Genomic DNA, 16,803 nt, shown 5'->3' with positions numbered 1-16,803 from the left:
CTTGGCAAAAAAGCGATATATGTTAATTACTTATCAAATATTTTAAAAATTAACAGACAAAAGCCCGCTCCTGTTATTTTGCACAGGAGCAGGCTTTTTTATACATTATATATTTATTTTATCTTGCTTTGCTAGAATCCTCTAGGATCTTCATCATCTGTTCCCTCATCGAAGCCATCGTTTAGATTTACGCCCTTATCAATGTTACCGCCATAATTATTATCATCTACATTATTGTTATAGGTATTATAGTTGTTATCATCCTCTGGTCTGTTATTGTAGGTATTATAGTTGTTGCCATCTTCTGGTCTATTATTATAAGAGTTAAAGTTGTTGTGCTCTTCAGGGTTATTACTGTTTCTGCTATTATTATGTTTATTATTCTTATTGTTTCTGTTGAAATCATTTTGAGGATTGTTGTTAGTTCCCTTGTTTGGGTTGCTTACAGTGTTTGGATTATTATTTTGCTCTTTCTGCTTCTTCATGGCTTCCATTGGGTCTGGCATATTTTCAGCAGCTTTTTGAGTCTTAGGGTCATCGCTGGCCTTAGGTGCAGCTTCTAGCTTTCTCTCAAATCTCTCAAGGCTTCTCTTAGCAAAGTCTCTACCACCTACACCAAAGGATATAGCAAAGGCTATGGAAAGTGCGCCCATGATAAGTAGGAAGGCTGTATTAACAACGAACATTGATATTCCTAGCTGATTTAAGGTCATAAATACTGCAAAGAATACTATTATGCATTTTGCTAGCATAGCGGTGATATTGGATGCTGAGGTGTACTTAGTAAGAAGTCCCTCTACCCATATTCCAAGGAATACTCCAACACCCAGGATAACTATAGCACTTATGAAGAATGGTAGGTATCCAATTATTGCTATACCAACAGAATTTAGTATTTCAAGGTTTACAACATTTATAGCTTCCACTACAAATAGAAGAGCAATTATAAATTTAACGATGCCTCCGATGATATCTGATAGGGTATGCTTAGCTGCAGCAGTGTTATTACCCATTCCAAGCTTTCCATAGAGATTGTTAATGCCCATGCCGGAAAGAAGGTTGGAAACTAATGAGCCTACCATTTTAGCTACATATACACCTAATATAACCAGTACTGCTGCTATAAATAAACGAGGTAGCATGGCTAATATATTGTTAAGCATTGTAATTGCTGGCTCTGATATGGCATTGATATCAAGTATTTCTAAGGCTGCAATGATGATTGGTATCCATATAAGTACATAAGCTATGTTTGCGAGTATAGTAGAGAAGGAAGAAGTAGTAGCACTAGGAGCTATACCAGCCTTTGCTTGAAGCTCATCCACCTTAACTCTTCTCAGTACTAGGGTTAGAAGATCTCTTACAACCTTAGCTATTACATAACCAACTATAAGCACTAAAGTCGCTCCTAATAGCTTAGGCAGGAAGCTTAAAAATGCAGTCGTCATTTCTCCAAAAGGTATTGCAACTCTGCTTAAGTTTAAGGTATCTAATATTCCAGGAAGGAATAATATAAAGACAATCCAGAAAACTGCTGTTCCAATAGTTTTGAGGGTATCATCGGCATTTCTGTTATTTGAGAGCCCCCATTTGTCCATGTATCTAGAAAGACCTAATTTTTTTCCGCCTTTAACTACTAAGGACTTAGCGATAGCAGCCACAACAAAGGCTAATATCAATAGAAGTATTGCAGATATGATCCTTGGAACTCCACTTAACAATGAAAACTCTAAATTATTTAAATCGTACATATGAATATACCTCCCTTATAATTAAGTTTTATTTTTCTATGTGCTTAATTATAGGGAGGAATTATTAAGTAACTATAAAGAAAGAGTATCCGTTTAGAAAATTCTATGATAAAAAGGACGAATTAACTTAAACTTCATTGGTTGTTTAAAGAATGCTAATTTCTCATGCTAGGGCTTCTGAAAGGATATATTAACAGTCACTACCTCAGAATCACTGGCGAGTCTTAGAGGAGGTCCCCATACCCCTGCTCCAGAGGTAACTATGCTCTGAAGGTTGCCTTCCTGCTTATAGCCGTAGCCATTATCATAGATGCCATGAACGATTATATTCCCCGGGAAAACCTGACCGTTGTGAGTGTGACCGCTTACTACTAGATCAATTCCTTCTGATATGGTAGAAAATCTTGCAGGCTGATGATCTAGAAGTATTACTGGTTTCTTTGTATCTATGCCCTCTAGAAGGGTGGGAACCTCTGCTCTTTCGTAATTTACAGCACCGATAGGAGAAGCATCCTTTCTTCCTACTAAATAGAAGGCATCTTTTATGAGTATAGTTTCATCTCTTAACAGGGTTATCTCTGACTTCTCGAAAAAGCTAATCATATCATCATCGGGAGTAGTGTAGTCAGGGCTTTTATCACTGCGGCCCTTAAGCTCTGCTGTCACATCATGATTACCCAATACTCCATAGGCTCCATAGGTAGATTTTATACCTTTAAGGGCATCAGAAATTTTATCTATATCAGTAACTGCTTCATAGCTGTTATCAAAGGTATCTCCTACAATAAATACTATATCCGGCTCCTCTCTATTGATTTTATCTACTATTCTATCTATATGACTACTTCCTATGGTATAGCCAAGGTGAATGTCGGAAACCATCACCACCTTCAGGTTCTCTATGGGGGAATTCTTATTTATTTCAATAGAATATTCCTTGTTTACTAGGTGAAAGGCCTTATAGCTGCCATAAGAAAAAATAAATATTAGAACCACTGATAGAATTGAGCCCCAAAGGAGAGGGTTATCCATTATGAGAGGATTTTTTCTCATGGGGGTAAGCTTTAATAGGAGTTTAATTATGTATATTGCAATTAATCCTAAAAAGGTATACATGAAGAACCCCATCCAATAGCCGCTGATTATCCTCAAAGCCTTTGCCAAGAATGAGGTTGCTGGAAGGAAATAAAAAGCAAAAAGTGAATAGGCAAAAATGAATATCAAAGGCCATAAAATCTTGCTGCTGATAAAGGGGAGAATTAGTTTTAGAAAAGAAATAACCTTTACTCCAATAAAAAAAATTATCAAGGTATAAATAATTAATACTATTATTAAGGCGAAAATTCTCATAGGACCTCCTATAGCTGATGCTTTTTAATTATTTGTATAAAGATAAAGAAAAAGTTAATAGTTCCCTTAAATAGATATTAACATTTTAATCAAGCTAAAGGATAGATTTTTATAGTATTTTTACAATATCATAAAAATTGTTAGGATCAAAGATTTTATATAACAAAAAAGCCTTCTGCAGCATCTCTGCAGAAGGCTTTGTCTATGGTCGGGGTGACAGGGATTGAACCTGCGACCTCATGCTCCCAAAGCACGCGCGCTCCCATCTGCGCCACACCCCGGCGACATAAATTATTATATAAAAGTATTGAGGTACTGTCAACACATTTTTTATATAAAAAAATAATAAAAATATTAAAAAAATATATCGATATTGGTAACTAAAAGATTATAAAAATGTTACAAATTGAGCTTTATAGAAGTTTCTGTAACTATTTTTATACTATATTTAATAGAATTGTAGTTTTTATTTTACCATTTTGTAAACATTAGGTTATTTGGTTGTTTTAAATATATTAATAGTAATATAATAAATTCGTGATTTAAAGAAGGAAAAATTTTCTTATACAGAAGTTTAAATAAAAAATAATATAAAGAACGTGGGGGACATTTTTTTATGAACAAAAAATTAGTAGCCCTGGTACTAACAGTGGCGATTGCAAGTGGACAAGCTGTATCAGTACTAGCGGATCCCGTTACAGAAGCTCAGGTACAAGAAAGCAGAAATCAGCTTCAGAGCATTGAAAGAACTATTGGTGAATTAGAAGATAAAATAGGCGCTATAGATGGAGAAGTAGCTTCTATGGAAAAGACCATAGAGGATAACAATAAGCAAATAGAAGCTATAAAAGCAGAAATTCAAGCAGCAGAAGCTGAGGTTTTAAAGCTACAGAAGGAAGTAGAAATAAAGGAAGAGCTTTTGGCTGGAAGAATTAGGGGAATGTATAAAAGTGGGGGGAATAGTGATTACCTTACAGCAATACTGAATTCTGAAAGCTTTAGTGACTTTATAGCAAGAGTTCAGGCTATATCAAAAATAATTGGAACAGATAATAAATTAATAGATGAGCTTAATGCTTCTAGAGAAGCAATGGATAATATTAAAAAAGAGCTTGTGGTAAAGAATGAAGCTCAAGAGAAGCTAAAAAAAGAGAATGAAGAAAAGCTTGCGCTTTTAGAAGAAAAAAGAGCAGAACAGAATGCGCTGGTAGAACAGGCTAGGGCTGAAAGAGCCTTAGTACAAGTGGACCTGGAAAGAGAGGAAGCCGCCTTGGTTGACTTCCCAATAAGCGTAATTGATGCTGGAGGCTCTACTGATGATGAGATTCAGAATTCAATAAATACCTTGGTTAATATCAGAAGCTCCATTGTTACTGCTTCTGTGGATGGAAGAGTACAAGCAGCCATAAACAAAGGAAATCAAGTCCTTGGTAATAGAGCAGCTGAAAGAGAAGCGCAGATAAGAGCTGAGCAGGCAAGAGCCGAACAGGCAGAAAGAGCAAGGAGAGAAGCTGAGGAAGCTAGTAGAAATTCTCAAGGCAATAACTCCGAGGTAAGTAAGCCAGCTGATCCTAAGCCGGCTACACCTAAACCAGCTACTCCTAAGCCAAATAATCCAGCACCTCCTTCCAGAGGGGACAGTGGAAGCAATGTTAGCGGAAATAATATCGTAAACTATGCATACAGCTTTTTAGGAGTTAAATATGTTTATGGAGGAACCACCCCTAGTGGTTTTGACTGCTCAGGCTTTACTCAATATGTATATAATCATTTTGGAATTAACATAACTAGAACTACCTTTACTCAAGTGAATGTGGGAAGAGCTGTATCAAGAGCAGAGCTTCAGCCGGGAGATCTAGTATTTACAAGTGCAGGCCATGTAGGTATATATGTAGGTAATGGTAGAATGATACATGCTCCTCAGACAGGGGATAATGTGAAGGTTTCTAATATATGGAGCTTCTATGCAGCAAGAAGAATAGTCAACTAGTGATAGTTTTAATAAGGTAGTAGTACAGTAAAAGAGCTAACGATGGGGATATGTTAGAATATATGTGATCAGGGGATGAGCGACAGGTGTAAAAACCTGTCGCTTATTTTTAATAATTTTTTCAGTGAAAAGAAGTTTTGTTTTTTTAAAATTTAAACTTTTTGTAAATAAATAGTCAAATAAATAAAAACATAATATAATAAATATAATGATGATTAAATTCGACATAATACGATAATGAAGTTTATGTAGGTTGGGGGTACGCATTATGAATAAGAAGGCTGTGGCAGCATTTCTATCTCTTGCTTTTCTCTGTAGTCAACCAGTAGCGGTTTTGGCAGATCCCACAGTGGAGGAGCAGGTGGAAGCGAGCAGGAATTCCCTTATGGAGCTGGAAGGCTATTTAGGAAGACTTGAGGATGAGATAAGAGGATTAGATGAAGATATATTAAATGCCCAGGAAACAATAACAAGTAATCAAAGAGATATTGATGCCTTACAAATAGAAATTGAAGAAGGGAAAGAAAAGCTTGAAGAGCTTCTGGAGGAAATAATCCTTCGTGAAGAGATTCTTGGGGGACGATTACGTTCAATGTATAAAAGCAATAGGCTTAATGATTACCTTGCTATATTATTGAATTGCAATGATTTTAGTGATTTTATTGCAAAGGCTAAGGCTCTTGGAAAAATAATTGAATCGGATCAGGGGCTTATAGAGGAGCTGGAGCTCAAGAGAGAGGAAGTAGAAGAGGTTCAGAAGGGACTTGAGGAAAGAAATGAAAGATTAAAGCTTTTACAGGAGGAAAATGAAGCTAAGCTTAAGGAGCTAGAGGATAAAAAAGAAGAGCAGCAGGACCTTCTTGAAGAAGCTCATGAAAAACGCAGGAGTATTAAGGTGGATCTGAAGGAGCAGGAGCTAGAGCTAATAGCCTTCCCTGTGTCTGTAATTAATTCCTCCTCTTCTTCTGATGCGGAAATACAGAGCTCCATAGATAATCTAAGAGCCCTTAGAGGAAATATACTTACCATAGAAGTGGAAGATAAATTGGTAGAAGCTATTGAAAAGGGTAAGATAATTCTTGCTGATAGAGAAGCCAAGAGGAAGGCAGAGGAAGAAGAAAAGAGACGTCAAGAAGAGGAAGAAGAAAAGAAACGTCAAGAAGAGGCAGAGAGACTGGAGCAGGAAGCACAAAACAATAGCTCTAATAGTTCAAGCAGCTCTAATAATAATTCAAATAGTACTAATAATAATTCGGGAAGCTCAAATAGTAGTTCAGGAAGCACTAATAACAATAGCTCACAAGGCTCTGGAAGTAATTCTGGAAGCACCAATAATACTGGTACAAGCAATGGGAGAGCTACTGGAGTTGATATAGTGAACTACGCTTATAAGTTTCTTGGAACACCGTATCTTTGGGGAGGAACTACTCCCGCAGGCTTTGATTGCTCTGGCTTTACTCAATATGTGTATAGACAATTTGGCTATTATTTAGGAAGGACTACCTATGACCAGATTTATAATGGAAGAGCCGTATCTCAAAGTGAGCTTCAGCCTGGAGATTTGGTTTTTACCAGCGCTGGACATATAGGAATTTATGTTAGCAATGGAAGGATGATTCATGCACCTCAGACTGGTGATGTTATAAAAATATCTAATATTTGGAGCTTTTATGCAGCCAGGAGAATTATTAATTAGTAACAAAATAATAAAACATATGTTAATAGTTAACATTTTATAAATTTTAAGTAAGTATAAATTATGAACGGCAGAATTTCAAAAACTGTCGTTTTTTTTGTGATCATTGAAAAAGTGTTAACAATGTATTAATATGAATTTCCATGGGTGCTATGATATGTAAATTTTTCATACATATATTGATAAGAGAGTAAATTACAGTTATATTGCTGTAATATATTTTTAACCAATTTGTAAACTTTGCTTCATAAGCTTGTCCGTTAAGTGGTAACGGTGATATAATAACGTTGTTGGCTATTTAACGTAAATGAATGAATGTAGGGGAAGGAGGCGGCCTCGACCTGAGAATTTCGAGGCAAATAGACTTATGAATAGAAAGCTTATTGCAACTGTTATAGCGGGAGCCTTGGTTTTTGGACAGGCAACTGCGGTGTTTGCTGAGCCAGTTAGTTCGGAACAGCAGTTACAACAAGAAAGAAATGAGTTCAAAGCTATTGAGGAAAAAGTAGCGGGATTAGAAGGGCAGCTATATATATTAGACGAAGAAATCGGAGTAGTACAAAATGCTATAAATGAAAATAACAATCAGATATCAGCTTTTCAGGTGAAGATCAAAGAAACTGAAGAGGATATCGAAGTGAAAAAGGCAGAGCTTCTTGAGCTGGAAACCTTATATGGATCTAAGATGAGGGCTTTTTATAAGAATGGAGGACAAACTTCCTATATATCCATCCTGTTAGATTCAGAAGGCTTCACTGATTTAATTGCAAGAGTACAGGCAATTGGAAAGCTTTTAGAGCTTGACAAAAAAATCATCAATGAAGTGAATGAGAAAAAGGAAGAGCTTGATAATACCGTTAAACAGCTTGATGCTCAGGTTGCTGAGGTAGAGAGTCTTAAACAAGAAAATGAAGAAAAGCTTGCAGAGCTTGATGTAAAGCAGGAAAAGCAACAGTCTATAGTAAATGAAGCAAAGGCTGAGATGGCAAAGATTGAAGGAAGCTTAGAGGATAAGGAATATGCTCTAGTTCAATATCCAATCAGTGTTATTAACAACAGCAACAGTGTTTCTGAGTTAAGAAATACAATAGAAACTCTAAGAGGCCTAAGACAAAGTATTGTTACAGAAGGTACTGATGCAAAGGTAGTTGATGCAATTGAAAAAGGAAAGAGCAAAATCACTCAATTAGAAACACCACAATATACTCCTTCAAGAGGAGATAGCACAGCTTCTGCTAGTGCTTCAGCATTAATAAGCTATGCTTATAAATTCTTAGGAGTTCCTTATGTTTATGGGGGAACAACACCTAGAGGCTTTGATTGCTCTGGATTTACTCAGTATGTATTTGCTCACTTTGGCTATAACATAACTAGAACTACCTACAGTCAGATAAATGTAGGAAGAGCTGTTTCAAGAGCAGAAATGCAACCTGGAGATTTAGTATTTACCCATGCAGGTCATGTAGGTATCTATATTGGTAATAACCAATTCATCCATGCACCACATACTGGTGATGTTGTTAAGGTATCTTCAGTTTATGCTTTCTATGCAGCTAGAAGAGTTTTATAATTAATAATAACTTAGTTATAATATAATACGAAGATTAATTATTAAAAGTCCTACCTAATTATAAAAATTAGATAGGACTTTATTATTTTTTATGATATTATTCTATAGAAGAAAAAAGCTATTTTGGAAAAGGAAGAGTGCTATGAAGGAAAAGGAAGCTTTAGAAGCTTTTTTAAAAGAGGATGAAACCTTGGAGGATCTGCAGCTAAAGGGTCTTGCTCTAATACAAAAGAAGGATGCTTTTCGTTTTGGAGTGGATGCTGTGCTTTTAGCTTCCTTTGCAAAGGTAAAGAAAAGTCATAGAGTTATGGATCTCTGCAGTGGCACAGGGATAGTTCCCATTCTACTAGCTGGTAAATCCGAAAGTAAAGATATCGTAGGCCTTGAAATCCAGGAGGAAATGTCGGAAATGGCCGAGAGAAGTAGGGTTTTCAACGGTTTAGAGGATAGAGTTAGCTTTATACCTGGAGATTTAAAGGATAAGGAGCTAATTAAGAGCTTAGGAAGATTTGATGTGGTTACGGTAAATCCTCCCTATAAGTTAAAAGGCTCTGGAATTCTTAATCCAGAAGATAAGAATGCAATAGCTCGTCATGAGATCCTCTGCACCTTAGAGGATGTAATTATTGCCTCTAGGATGCTTTTAAAGGATAATGGACGTTTATATATGGTACATAGACCAGAAAGACTTGCTGATATTTTGTGCCTCATGAGAAAGCATAAAATAGAGCCTAAAGCCATACAGCTTGTTCACCCAAATACAAAAAAGGCTCCAAACATTGTCCTTGTAGAAGGTCAGAGAGATGGAGGAGAATTTTTAAGGTTCCTGCCGCCGTTATATGTGTATAAGGATGAGGGTGGGTATAGTGAAGAGATTGATAGGATTTATGGGAGATAGGAGCAGAGAAGAGAGAAAAGAGAAGAGAGAAGAGCAAGTAAGAGGTAAGGGCTAAGAGGTAAGAGTTGAAAGAGCAGAGAAGAGAGAAGAGAGAATAGATAAGAGAGCAGAGCAACTAAGAGACAAGAGCAACTAAGAGGTAAGAGTTGAAGAGCAAAGAAGAGAGATTATTAGCTGCGCTAATAGAGAGATTATTGGGCTGGGAGCCAATAGGGGGATTATTAGTTGCGCTAATAGATAGAAGATAGAGGATAGAAGAGAGCAAAGAGAAGGAGGAGGGCTTTATGGGAAAGCTTTATTTGGTGCCTACGCCTATAGGTAATCTGAAGGATATAACTCTGAGGGCCTTGGAGGTGCTTAGGGAGGTTGATGTAATATTGGCTGAGGATACTCGTCAGAGTCTTAAGTTGCTTAATCATTATGAGATTAAAAAGCCTTTGATAAGCTATCATCAGCATAATGAAAGGGAGAAGGCCTTTTCTATAGGGGAGAGACTGGAGAGAGGGGAGAATATAGCTCTTATTACTGATGCTGGTACTCCGGGGATATCTGATCCTGGTAGTGTTATGGTGAGGGAGTGTATAGAGAAGAAGCTACCCTTTGAGGTACTTCCTGGGGCAACGGCTATAACTACTGCATTGGTTAACTCTGGTTTGGATACCACTAGATTTATCTTCTCTGGTTTTCTTCCTAGAGAGAATAAAGAGAGGAAGCCGCTTATAGAGGAGCTTAAGGATAGAAAGGAAACTCTTATATTTTATGAAGCGCCTCATAGGCTTAAGGATACTTTAGCCTTCCTTTATGACAGCCTTGGAAATAGGACTGTGGCTCTTTGTAGAGAGCTTACAAAGCTCCATGAGGAAATAATAAGGCTGCCCCTTGCTGAGGCGGTGGAGTATTATTCAAATAAAGATCCTAGGGGAGAATATGTTGTTGTGCTCCAGGGGAAGACAATGGAAGAGATTCAAAGAGAAGAAGAGGAGAAGTGGAGCAGTCTCACCATAGAGGAGCATATACTTTCTTATATTGATGATGGAATGAGCAAAAAGGATGCTATAAAGCAGGTGGCGAAGGATAGAAATCTTCCTAAATCGGAGGTTTACAAGCATTCTTTGGATATATAGCCTAAGTATAGCTGATAATTTGATAGTGTAAGCTTAAGAGGCTTTTTTGAAAATATAAAAGAGGATGCTGACTTTGCATCCTCTTGTTGCTTACTATGTTTATAAATGTCCTTAAAGCTCTCCTGCTAATAACAAAAAAGCTTAGGCGTTTATATTATGTATTCCATAAGTCATGGGATTTGTGTTTATTAAGGGCAAAAGAGAAAGTACCCTGCACTGGGTACTTCGAGAGATATTATTTTTCGCTTTTCATTTCAGCTAAGCAGTTTTGGCAGATGTTCTTGCCTTTGTAGTTTATAACGTCCCTAGCGTCACCACAGAAAATACAAGCTGGTTCGTATTTCTTTAATATGATTTGCTCGCCGTCAACATATATTTCTAAAGCGTCCTTCTCAGCGATGTCTAATGTTCTTCTTAATTCTATTGGGATTACAATTCTTCCTAGTTCGTCTACTCTTCTAACTACTCCTGTTGATTTCATTGATATTTCCTCCTTGTTTTACATCATTCGACATTTGTTTTTATTATTATAACAAAATTGTAATATCTAGTCAAACATATGATTTTATAAATTTGCATATTTTTTTGATTTTTTCTCTTTATATCCTATGATACTACCATAAAATAGAAATGTCAATAAGTACGAATCAAAATTTAAAAAAACGAAATTGGACAAACCCTTGATTTATCTAAGGTTTCGAAAATTATTTTGTATATATATGTAAAATTTATATAATTTTAACTTTATGTTAAAGATGTACTATATGTAAAAATAAAATAGTAATATTTTGGTGCAATCCTATAATTATTGTCGAAGAATTGTTAGAATATTTCCTTAATATTACAATTATGTTTTTAGGAGGGAATGGAATTATCGGTTTAGAGCCTAAGCTTTTCAATTAAAAATTAATTTTTTATAAATATATTATTATAAGTATTTAAAAAATAAAAAAACTTCTACACATTAGTAAATTATAGGAATAATTGACGGAAAAATTATTGCAACACAATGGATAACTTTAATAAGCTCCTGAAATAATTAGTTTTCCACATGTAAATAAATGGATTGCAAATTATAATCAACATATATTATAGGTTTTTTGTTTATAGAATGTTGATAAAAAAGGACTATTCCACAGTTATTCAACAAGTTATGCACAATCAATTGTGGATAATGTTGATAATGTTGATATTTATTTTTTAAAAACTAGGTGTTTAATTGTTATTAAGAAAGTTACCAACATATTTTGTGGATAAGTCTGTAAAATTTGTTGATAACTATTTTTATTATCAGAATATTTATGATTTTAATTAATTATCGAAGAATTTACCTAATATCGCTGTGGACATCTTAGGCTCATGAATAAATAGTAATTGTTTTCTGATATTCTGACCATAATAATACTATAATATTCAACGGATAGTAAGTGGTATTTAATACTTGATAATAGGTTATTGTAGTTATATAATAATCTTAATAAATTCATCGGCTAGTGGAGGCGTATATGCACAAGGATACCTTTTGTATGAAGGAATTGATGGAACTGGTGGAGGATATATCTTCGCACAATTTGGTTCCTTATGAGGAACTACCCAAATATGATTTTTTTCTTTCTCAGGTTATAGACTACCTCAATGATAACTTTACAGAAGAAATGTATACTAATAACATAATACAAAATTATATTAAGAGCGAAATAATATCAAAACCAGAGGCAGGGAAAAAGAGAGGGTACACTAAGGTACATTTAATTCAGCTGGTGCTTATAAGCTATATGAGGCCCATTCTTACAACGGAAGAGATTCGTAAGGTATTGAAGCTGGCATTTAACAGTATAGATGATAGAAGTGATGACATTATTTCTTGGGAAGATGCATATAAGATATTTTCTAATATTCATCAAAATAAGAGAAGCATTCTGGATAATCCTTGTGGCTTTGGCGATAGCTTGGATGAAATTGTTCACGCCATGGAGCTTTCACCAGATGAGGAGGAAAGGATCGAGCTCTTTCTTACGGTAATGGCTCTTATTTCTCAAGCTAGTATAATCAAGAAGCTCGTACAGAGACTCATCCATGATTATAGTGATATAGAAGAAAAGGAATAATCTCTGGAAATCCTCCGATTTGCTGCATAACTATTATCGGAGGTGATAATAATGGAGGATATGATAAATGTAATTGCTAATGTGGGCTTTCCTATAGCTATTGCCCTCTATCTTCTCATAAGAGGGGAACAGAAGCTGGAGGCTCTTACCATGAGTATTACTGAGTTGTCCCACAATATCAATACTTTATGTGAAAAGGTAAATGACAAAGATTAAGATAAAGGCCGCAGGTGGATTGGGATGATAAGTCCTAAAACCTCCTGCGGCTTCTTTTATCAAATTTAATAATCACTTTAGATGCTATAGTGATATTTCCTTATATATTCTAAATAGATTTATCCTAGGTCATAACCTTAGAGTTATTTAGTTTATTTTAATTAGATGCCCTCAGCTGGTTTTTCTCTAGGAAGAGCTATGTGGAATTTAGGGCCAAAGGGAGTTTTGGAGTAAAGTATTCTTACCTCCTCATAGCTTTCTTCTATATCTCTTTCCAGTATTATACTTAAGCCATGAATATCATATAAACTATCCTCAGCTCTCTTTTCGTCGGCCATAACCCCTAAGGTAACTCCTCCACAGCCAAAGCCCTTGTAAAGTATCCTTATAGCCTTTTTGTTCTTTTCCTTAAGCATTTCTCTTAAAAGCTCAGCTGTTTCTATAGACATGTGAATTTTCATGAGAAACCTCCTTATTCTTTCTTCCTATGCTTTCTAACTATTATACCATTGCTTGCATAATTACGACCTATCTTATTACTTTATCTTTTATACTTCTTATGGAATAATATATACATAAAATAATTACAAAATGATATGACCTATAAAACAATAAATGAGGTAGTTTAAATGTCAGAAAGAGAAGTGTCAATTTCTGTTAGAAATTTAATAGAATTTATCCTCAGAGAAGGAAGCATAGATAGTGGCTTTATGACCAGCAGCAGGGCTGTTGAAGGTACCAGAGCTCATCAGAAGCTGCAGAAAATCAATGAAAAGGAGTTTCCTAAATATCAGTCTGAGGTTTATATAAAGATGAGAATACCCTATAAGGAGCTAAACCTTGTGGTGGAGGGAAGAATTGATGGGGTAATAGAGCTGGATGGGAAGAAGGTAATAGAAGAGATTAAGAGCACCACCAGAGATCTGTCCCTCATAGAGGAGGACTATAATAGGCTCCATTGGGCTCAAGCCAAGTGCTACGCCTACATGCATTGTGAGGAAATGGGGCTAACAGAGATTTCTGTGATGCTCAGGTATTTTTCCCTGGCTACTGAGGAGGTAAAAAGCTTCACCAAGGAATATAAAAAGGAGGAGCTCCATGACTTCTTCTATGATATTTTAGATAAATATTATCTTTGGGCGGAAAATACCCTTAAATGGGAGAAGGAGAGGAATAGCTCCATAGAAAAGGTAGCCTTTCCGTTTCCTTATTACAGAAAAGGGCAGCGGGAGCTGGCTGTGGCCTCCTATGGAACTATAAAGGAAGGTAAAAGGCTTTTTGTTCAGGCTCCTACAGGAATTGGTAAGACAATATCTACCATATTTCCTTCCGTTAAGGCCTTAGGTGAAGGGAGAGCTTCCAAGATTTTTTATCTCACGGCAAAGACCATAACCAGAAGTGTAGCAGAGGAAGCCTTTCAAAGGCTTAAGGGTGAGGGGTTGAAGCTGAAGGTGCTTACCCTTACTGCTAAGGATAAAATATGCTTCTGTGCCGGTGAGGCTTCCTGCAGTCCCGAGGAATGCCCCTATGCCCATGGTCATTTTGACAGGGTTAATGAGGCACTCTTTGAGGTGATAACTAAGGAAGATAATTTTACCCGGGAAATAATAGAGGAATATGCTCAAAGGTACAGGGTTTGTCCTTTTGAATTTTCCTTGGATTTATCCTTATGGGCTGATTCTATTATCTGTGATTATAATTATGCCTTTGATCCCAGGGTATATTTAAAGAGATTCTTTGATAATCCTTCCCGGGAGTCTTATGTGTTTTTGATAGATGAGGCACATAATCTGGTGGATAGAGCTCGGGAGATGTATTCAGCAGAGCTGATAAAAAGTGATTTTTTAAAGCTTAAAAAGCTAATGAAGGGGAAGGCTCCAAAGCTTTATAAGGCCTTGGGAGAAGTTAATTCTGAGTTTATTGCCCTTAGGCATCTCTGCGAGGAGCTGGGAGAGGTCTTTCATGTGAGCGAAAAGGAGCCTGGGGATATCTATAAGCCTCTTAGAATCTTTCAGAGAGAAGCGGAGGAATATCTTTCTAAGAGTGCTGGCACTGAAGGCTATGAGGAGCTATTAGATCTATTCTTTAAGGTAAATAGCTTTTTAAATATAACAGAGCTTTATGATTCTCATTATGTGAGCTATATAGACCTTTCTGATAAGGAGGTTAGGCTTAAGCTCTTCTGTATGGATCCTTCTCACAATCTTAAGCAGGCAATGAAAAGAGCTAAGGGAGAGATAATTTTTTCTGCCACCCTTACTCCAATAGATTATTTTCAGGATATTTTAGGTGGGGATAATCAGGAGGATTATAGGATGAAGCTGCCTTCACCCTTTCCTGAGGAGAATATCCACATATCTGTTGCTCCTATATCCACTAGATATAAAAATAGAGAGCAGACCTACGAGGCAGTACTAAACTACATATATACCTTTATTACGGTAAAAAAGGGAAATTATCTTATATTCTTCCCTTCCTACGCTTATCTTAAGGAAATTCATAGACGATTTTCTGAAAGGTTTAATGATATTCCTCTTCTGGTTCAGCAGGAGGATATGAAGGAGGAGGAGAGAGAGGCCTTCCTTGGCTCCTTTAGAGCGGATAATCCTGATACTCTTGTGGGCTTTTGTGTTCTAGGAGGAATCTTCTCTGAGGGTATAGATCTTGCAGGAGATAGGCTTATTGGAGCTGTAGTGGTAGGAGTAGGACTTCCAAGGCTCAATCCTGAAAGAGATATACTGAGAGATTATTTTCAGAAGGAAAAGGGTAGGGGCTATGAATTTGCCTATGTATATCCTGGCATGAATAAGGTTCTTCAGGGAGTGGGCAGAATAATCAGAACAGAAAGAGATAAGGGAGCAGCGCTTCTCATCGATGATAGGTATCTACAGGGGAGCTATGAAAAGCTCATGCCTCAGGAATGGCTTCCTTATAAGGTTATAAGAAGCTCTATGGAGCTTAAAGAGGAGCTTCTGAGCTTTTGGGATATGGTGGAGTGAATTGGGATATAGAGCTTCTTAGAGGGATGATATAGAGAAGCTAATATTAATGGATGATGTAAACTGAAAAAGATTAACCTCCAGCTGTAAAAGGAGGTTAATCTTTTTTTATAAGCTATTTTATTCATTAAAGATAGTTTGTTTATTGGATTAGCATATTATAGCTTAACATGGTTATAGGTTAATATGCTTATTGGATTAATTTATGGTTAAGGTATAGCCTATGGTAAAGGTATTTCCTTTTTCTAGGGCTATGCTGCCTTCCTTGTCCTTAAGCTCTCCTGTGAAATCCTCATAGTCACCGTGACCCTGCCAGGGCTCCAGGCAGATGAAGGGTGCCCCTTCTTTTTTTGTCCAGACTCCTAGATAAGGGAACTCTGAAAAGTCCATGGTTACGCTTCTATCGTGGTCCCAGCTTTTAATGGCTATGGTAGAGGACTTAAGCTTTGAGAAAACCAGAGCATCCTCCTGGAAAAGCTCTAATCTTAATGGAATGTAATCCATGTCTGTGCCAAAATGCTGCTTCTTTCTCTTGAAAAAGCCTTCTGGAGTAATTGGTATAAGCTCTATGTCCTCAGACTTGTTGAAAACTATGCTGTAGTCCTCTAAGGCTTCTTCTGGGAAGAGAGGGCACATGAAGGCAGGATGTCCACCAATAGAGAAGTGGATTGTTCCTTCGTCTAGGTTTTCTACCTTATAATCTACCCTTATTTTATTTCCCTTTAAGGTATAGGTTAATGTAAGTGCAAATTTAAAGGGATATATCTTTAAGGTTTCTTCGCTGTATTTTAAGGTAAAGGACATGGAATCATCAGAGCTTTCCCCTTCAAAGTCCATAAGCCTTGCAAAGCCATGCTGCTTTAAGGGATAAGTTTTTCCTTCATGGCGATATTCGTTGTTTATAACCTTGCCTATGGTAGGGAAAAGCACTGGAGAATGGTAGCTCCAATATTCTGGATCTCCCTTCCATAAATATTCTAGGCCGTCCTTCTTGCTTTTAATAGAGGTAAGCTCTCCCCCCTGTGAACGGAAGGTGAGAGTAAGGTATTGATTTTCTAAGGTGTAATCCATGTTAATCCTCTCCTTAATAATATTTAAGTA

Annotated in this window: 13 protein-coding genes and 1 tRNA gene; 8 read left to right on the top strand and 6 right to left on the bottom strand. The window is 36.5% G+C overall.

Annotation, left to right across the window (positions count from 1 at the left end):
• Nucleotides 1-131: 131 nt before the first annotated feature.
• The 3 genes from ACPWSR_RS04570 to ACPWSR_RS04560 all read right to left on the bottom strand — a co-directional run bounded on the left by ACPWSR_RS04570 (nt 132) and on the right by ACPWSR_RS04560 (nt 3,382).
• On the bottom strand, nt 132-1,751 hold the full coding sequence (locus ACPWSR_RS04570; protein ID WP_426350526.1) for a mechanosensitive ion channel: 1,620 nt from the start codon (nt 1,749-1,751) through the stop codon (nt 132-134).
• A gap of 168 nt (nt 1,752-1,919) precedes the next feature.
• Nucleotides 1,920-3,101, bottom strand: coding sequence for a metallophosphoesterase (locus ACPWSR_RS04565; protein WP_426350525.1), 1,182 nt, complete (start codon nt 3,099-3,101; stop codon nt 1,920-1,922).
• Nucleotides 3,102-3,306: 205 nt separating this feature from the next.
• Nucleotides 3,307-3,382: transfer RNA gene (locus ACPWSR_RS04560), tRNA-Pro, on the bottom strand.
• A gap of 335 nt (nt 3,383-3,717) precedes the next feature.
• Here ACPWSR_RS04560 and ACPWSR_RS04555 point away from each other — a divergent pair.
• The 5 genes from ACPWSR_RS04555 (at nt 3,718) to rsmI (ending at nt 10,379) form a co-directional block, all read left to right on the top strand.
• Complete coding sequence (locus ACPWSR_RS04555) at nt 3,718-5,091, top strand: NlpC/P60 family protein (protein ID WP_426350524.1); 1,374 nt, start codon at nt 3,718-3,720, stop codon at nt 5,089-5,091.
• 268 nt (nt 5,092-5,359) lie between these two features.
• The gene (locus tag ACPWSR_RS04550) at nt 5,360-6,787 is read left to right on the top strand and encodes an NlpC/P60 family protein (protein WP_426350523.1); all 1,428 of its coding nucleotides are present in this window, start codon (nt 5,360-5,362) and stop codon (nt 6,785-6,787) included.
• Between the two features lie 367 nt (nt 6,788-7,154).
• Complete coding sequence (locus tag ACPWSR_RS04545; RefSeq protein WP_426350522.1) at nt 7,155-8,357, top strand: NlpC/P60 family protein; 1,203 nt, start codon at nt 7,155-7,157, stop codon at nt 8,355-8,357.
• 142 nt (nt 8,358-8,499) lie between these two features.
• A complete protein-coding gene (locus tag ACPWSR_RS04540) occupies nt 8,500-9,255 on the top strand; it encodes a tRNA1(Val) (adenine(37)-N6)-methyltransferase (protein ID WP_426350521.1) in 756 nt (251 codons plus the stop codon).
• A 284-nt stretch (nt 9,256-9,539) separates the two neighbouring features.
• Nucleotides 9,540-10,379: a 16S rRNA (cytidine(1402)-2'-O)-methyltransferase gene (gene rsmI / locus ACPWSR_RS04535; protein ID WP_426350520.1), complete on the top strand. Its 840-nt coding sequence runs from the start codon at nt 9,540-9,542 to the stop codon at nt 10,377-10,379.
• A 235-nt stretch (nt 10,380-10,614) separates the two neighbouring features.
• On the opposite strand, the gene ACPWSR_RS04530 is transcribed toward rsmI, so the two are convergent.
• Entirely contained in the window at nt 10,615-10,860 is a 246-nt protein-coding gene (locus ACPWSR_RS04530; RefSeq protein WP_426350519.1) for an AbrB/MazE/SpoVT family DNA-binding domain-containing protein, read from the bottom strand.
• 1,024 nt (nt 10,861-11,884) lie between these two features.
• Between ACPWSR_RS04530 and ACPWSR_RS04525 the strand changes: the two genes are divergently transcribed.
• A complete protein-coding gene (locus tag ACPWSR_RS04525; protein ID WP_426350518.1) occupies nt 11,885-12,487 on the top strand; it encodes a DUF1836 domain-containing protein in 603 nt (200 codons plus the stop codon).
• A gap of 51 nt (nt 12,488-12,538) precedes the next feature.
• On the top strand, nt 12,539-12,703 hold the full coding sequence (locus ACPWSR_RS04520) for a YvrJ family protein (RefSeq protein ID WP_426350517.1): 165 nt from the start codon (nt 12,539-12,541) through the stop codon (nt 12,701-12,703).
• Between the two features lie 161 nt (nt 12,704-12,864).
• Here the strand turns inward: ACPWSR_RS04520 and ACPWSR_RS04515 are convergent, their stop codons facing one another.
• Entirely contained in the window at nt 12,865-13,164 is a 300-nt protein-coding gene (locus tag ACPWSR_RS04515) for a hypothetical protein (protein WP_426350516.1), read from the bottom strand.
• A gap of 168 nt (nt 13,165-13,332) precedes the next feature.
• Here ACPWSR_RS04515 and ACPWSR_RS04510 point away from each other — a divergent pair, with 168 nt between their 5' ends.
• Complete coding sequence (locus tag ACPWSR_RS04510; RefSeq protein WP_426350515.1) at nt 13,333-15,702, top strand: ATP-dependent DNA helicase; 2,370 nt, start codon at nt 13,333-13,335, stop codon at nt 15,700-15,702.
• A gap of 198 nt (nt 15,703-15,900) precedes the next feature.
• Here the strand turns inward: ACPWSR_RS04510 and ACPWSR_RS04505 are convergent, their stop codons facing one another.
• Complete coding sequence (locus tag ACPWSR_RS04505; protein ID WP_426350514.1) at nt 15,901-16,773, bottom strand: aldose 1-epimerase family protein; 873 nt, start codon at nt 16,771-16,773, stop codon at nt 15,901-15,903.
• Nucleotides 16,774-16,803 lie beyond the last annotated feature (30 nt).

It is taken from the genome of Alloiococcus sp. CFN-8 (assembly GCF_049943125.1).
Lineage (GTDB): Bacteria > Bacillota > Clostridia > Clostridiales > Clostridiaceae > JAEXZL01.
Note: the sequence above shows the minus strand (reverse complement) of the source record. Positions and strands in the feature narration are given on the sequence as shown.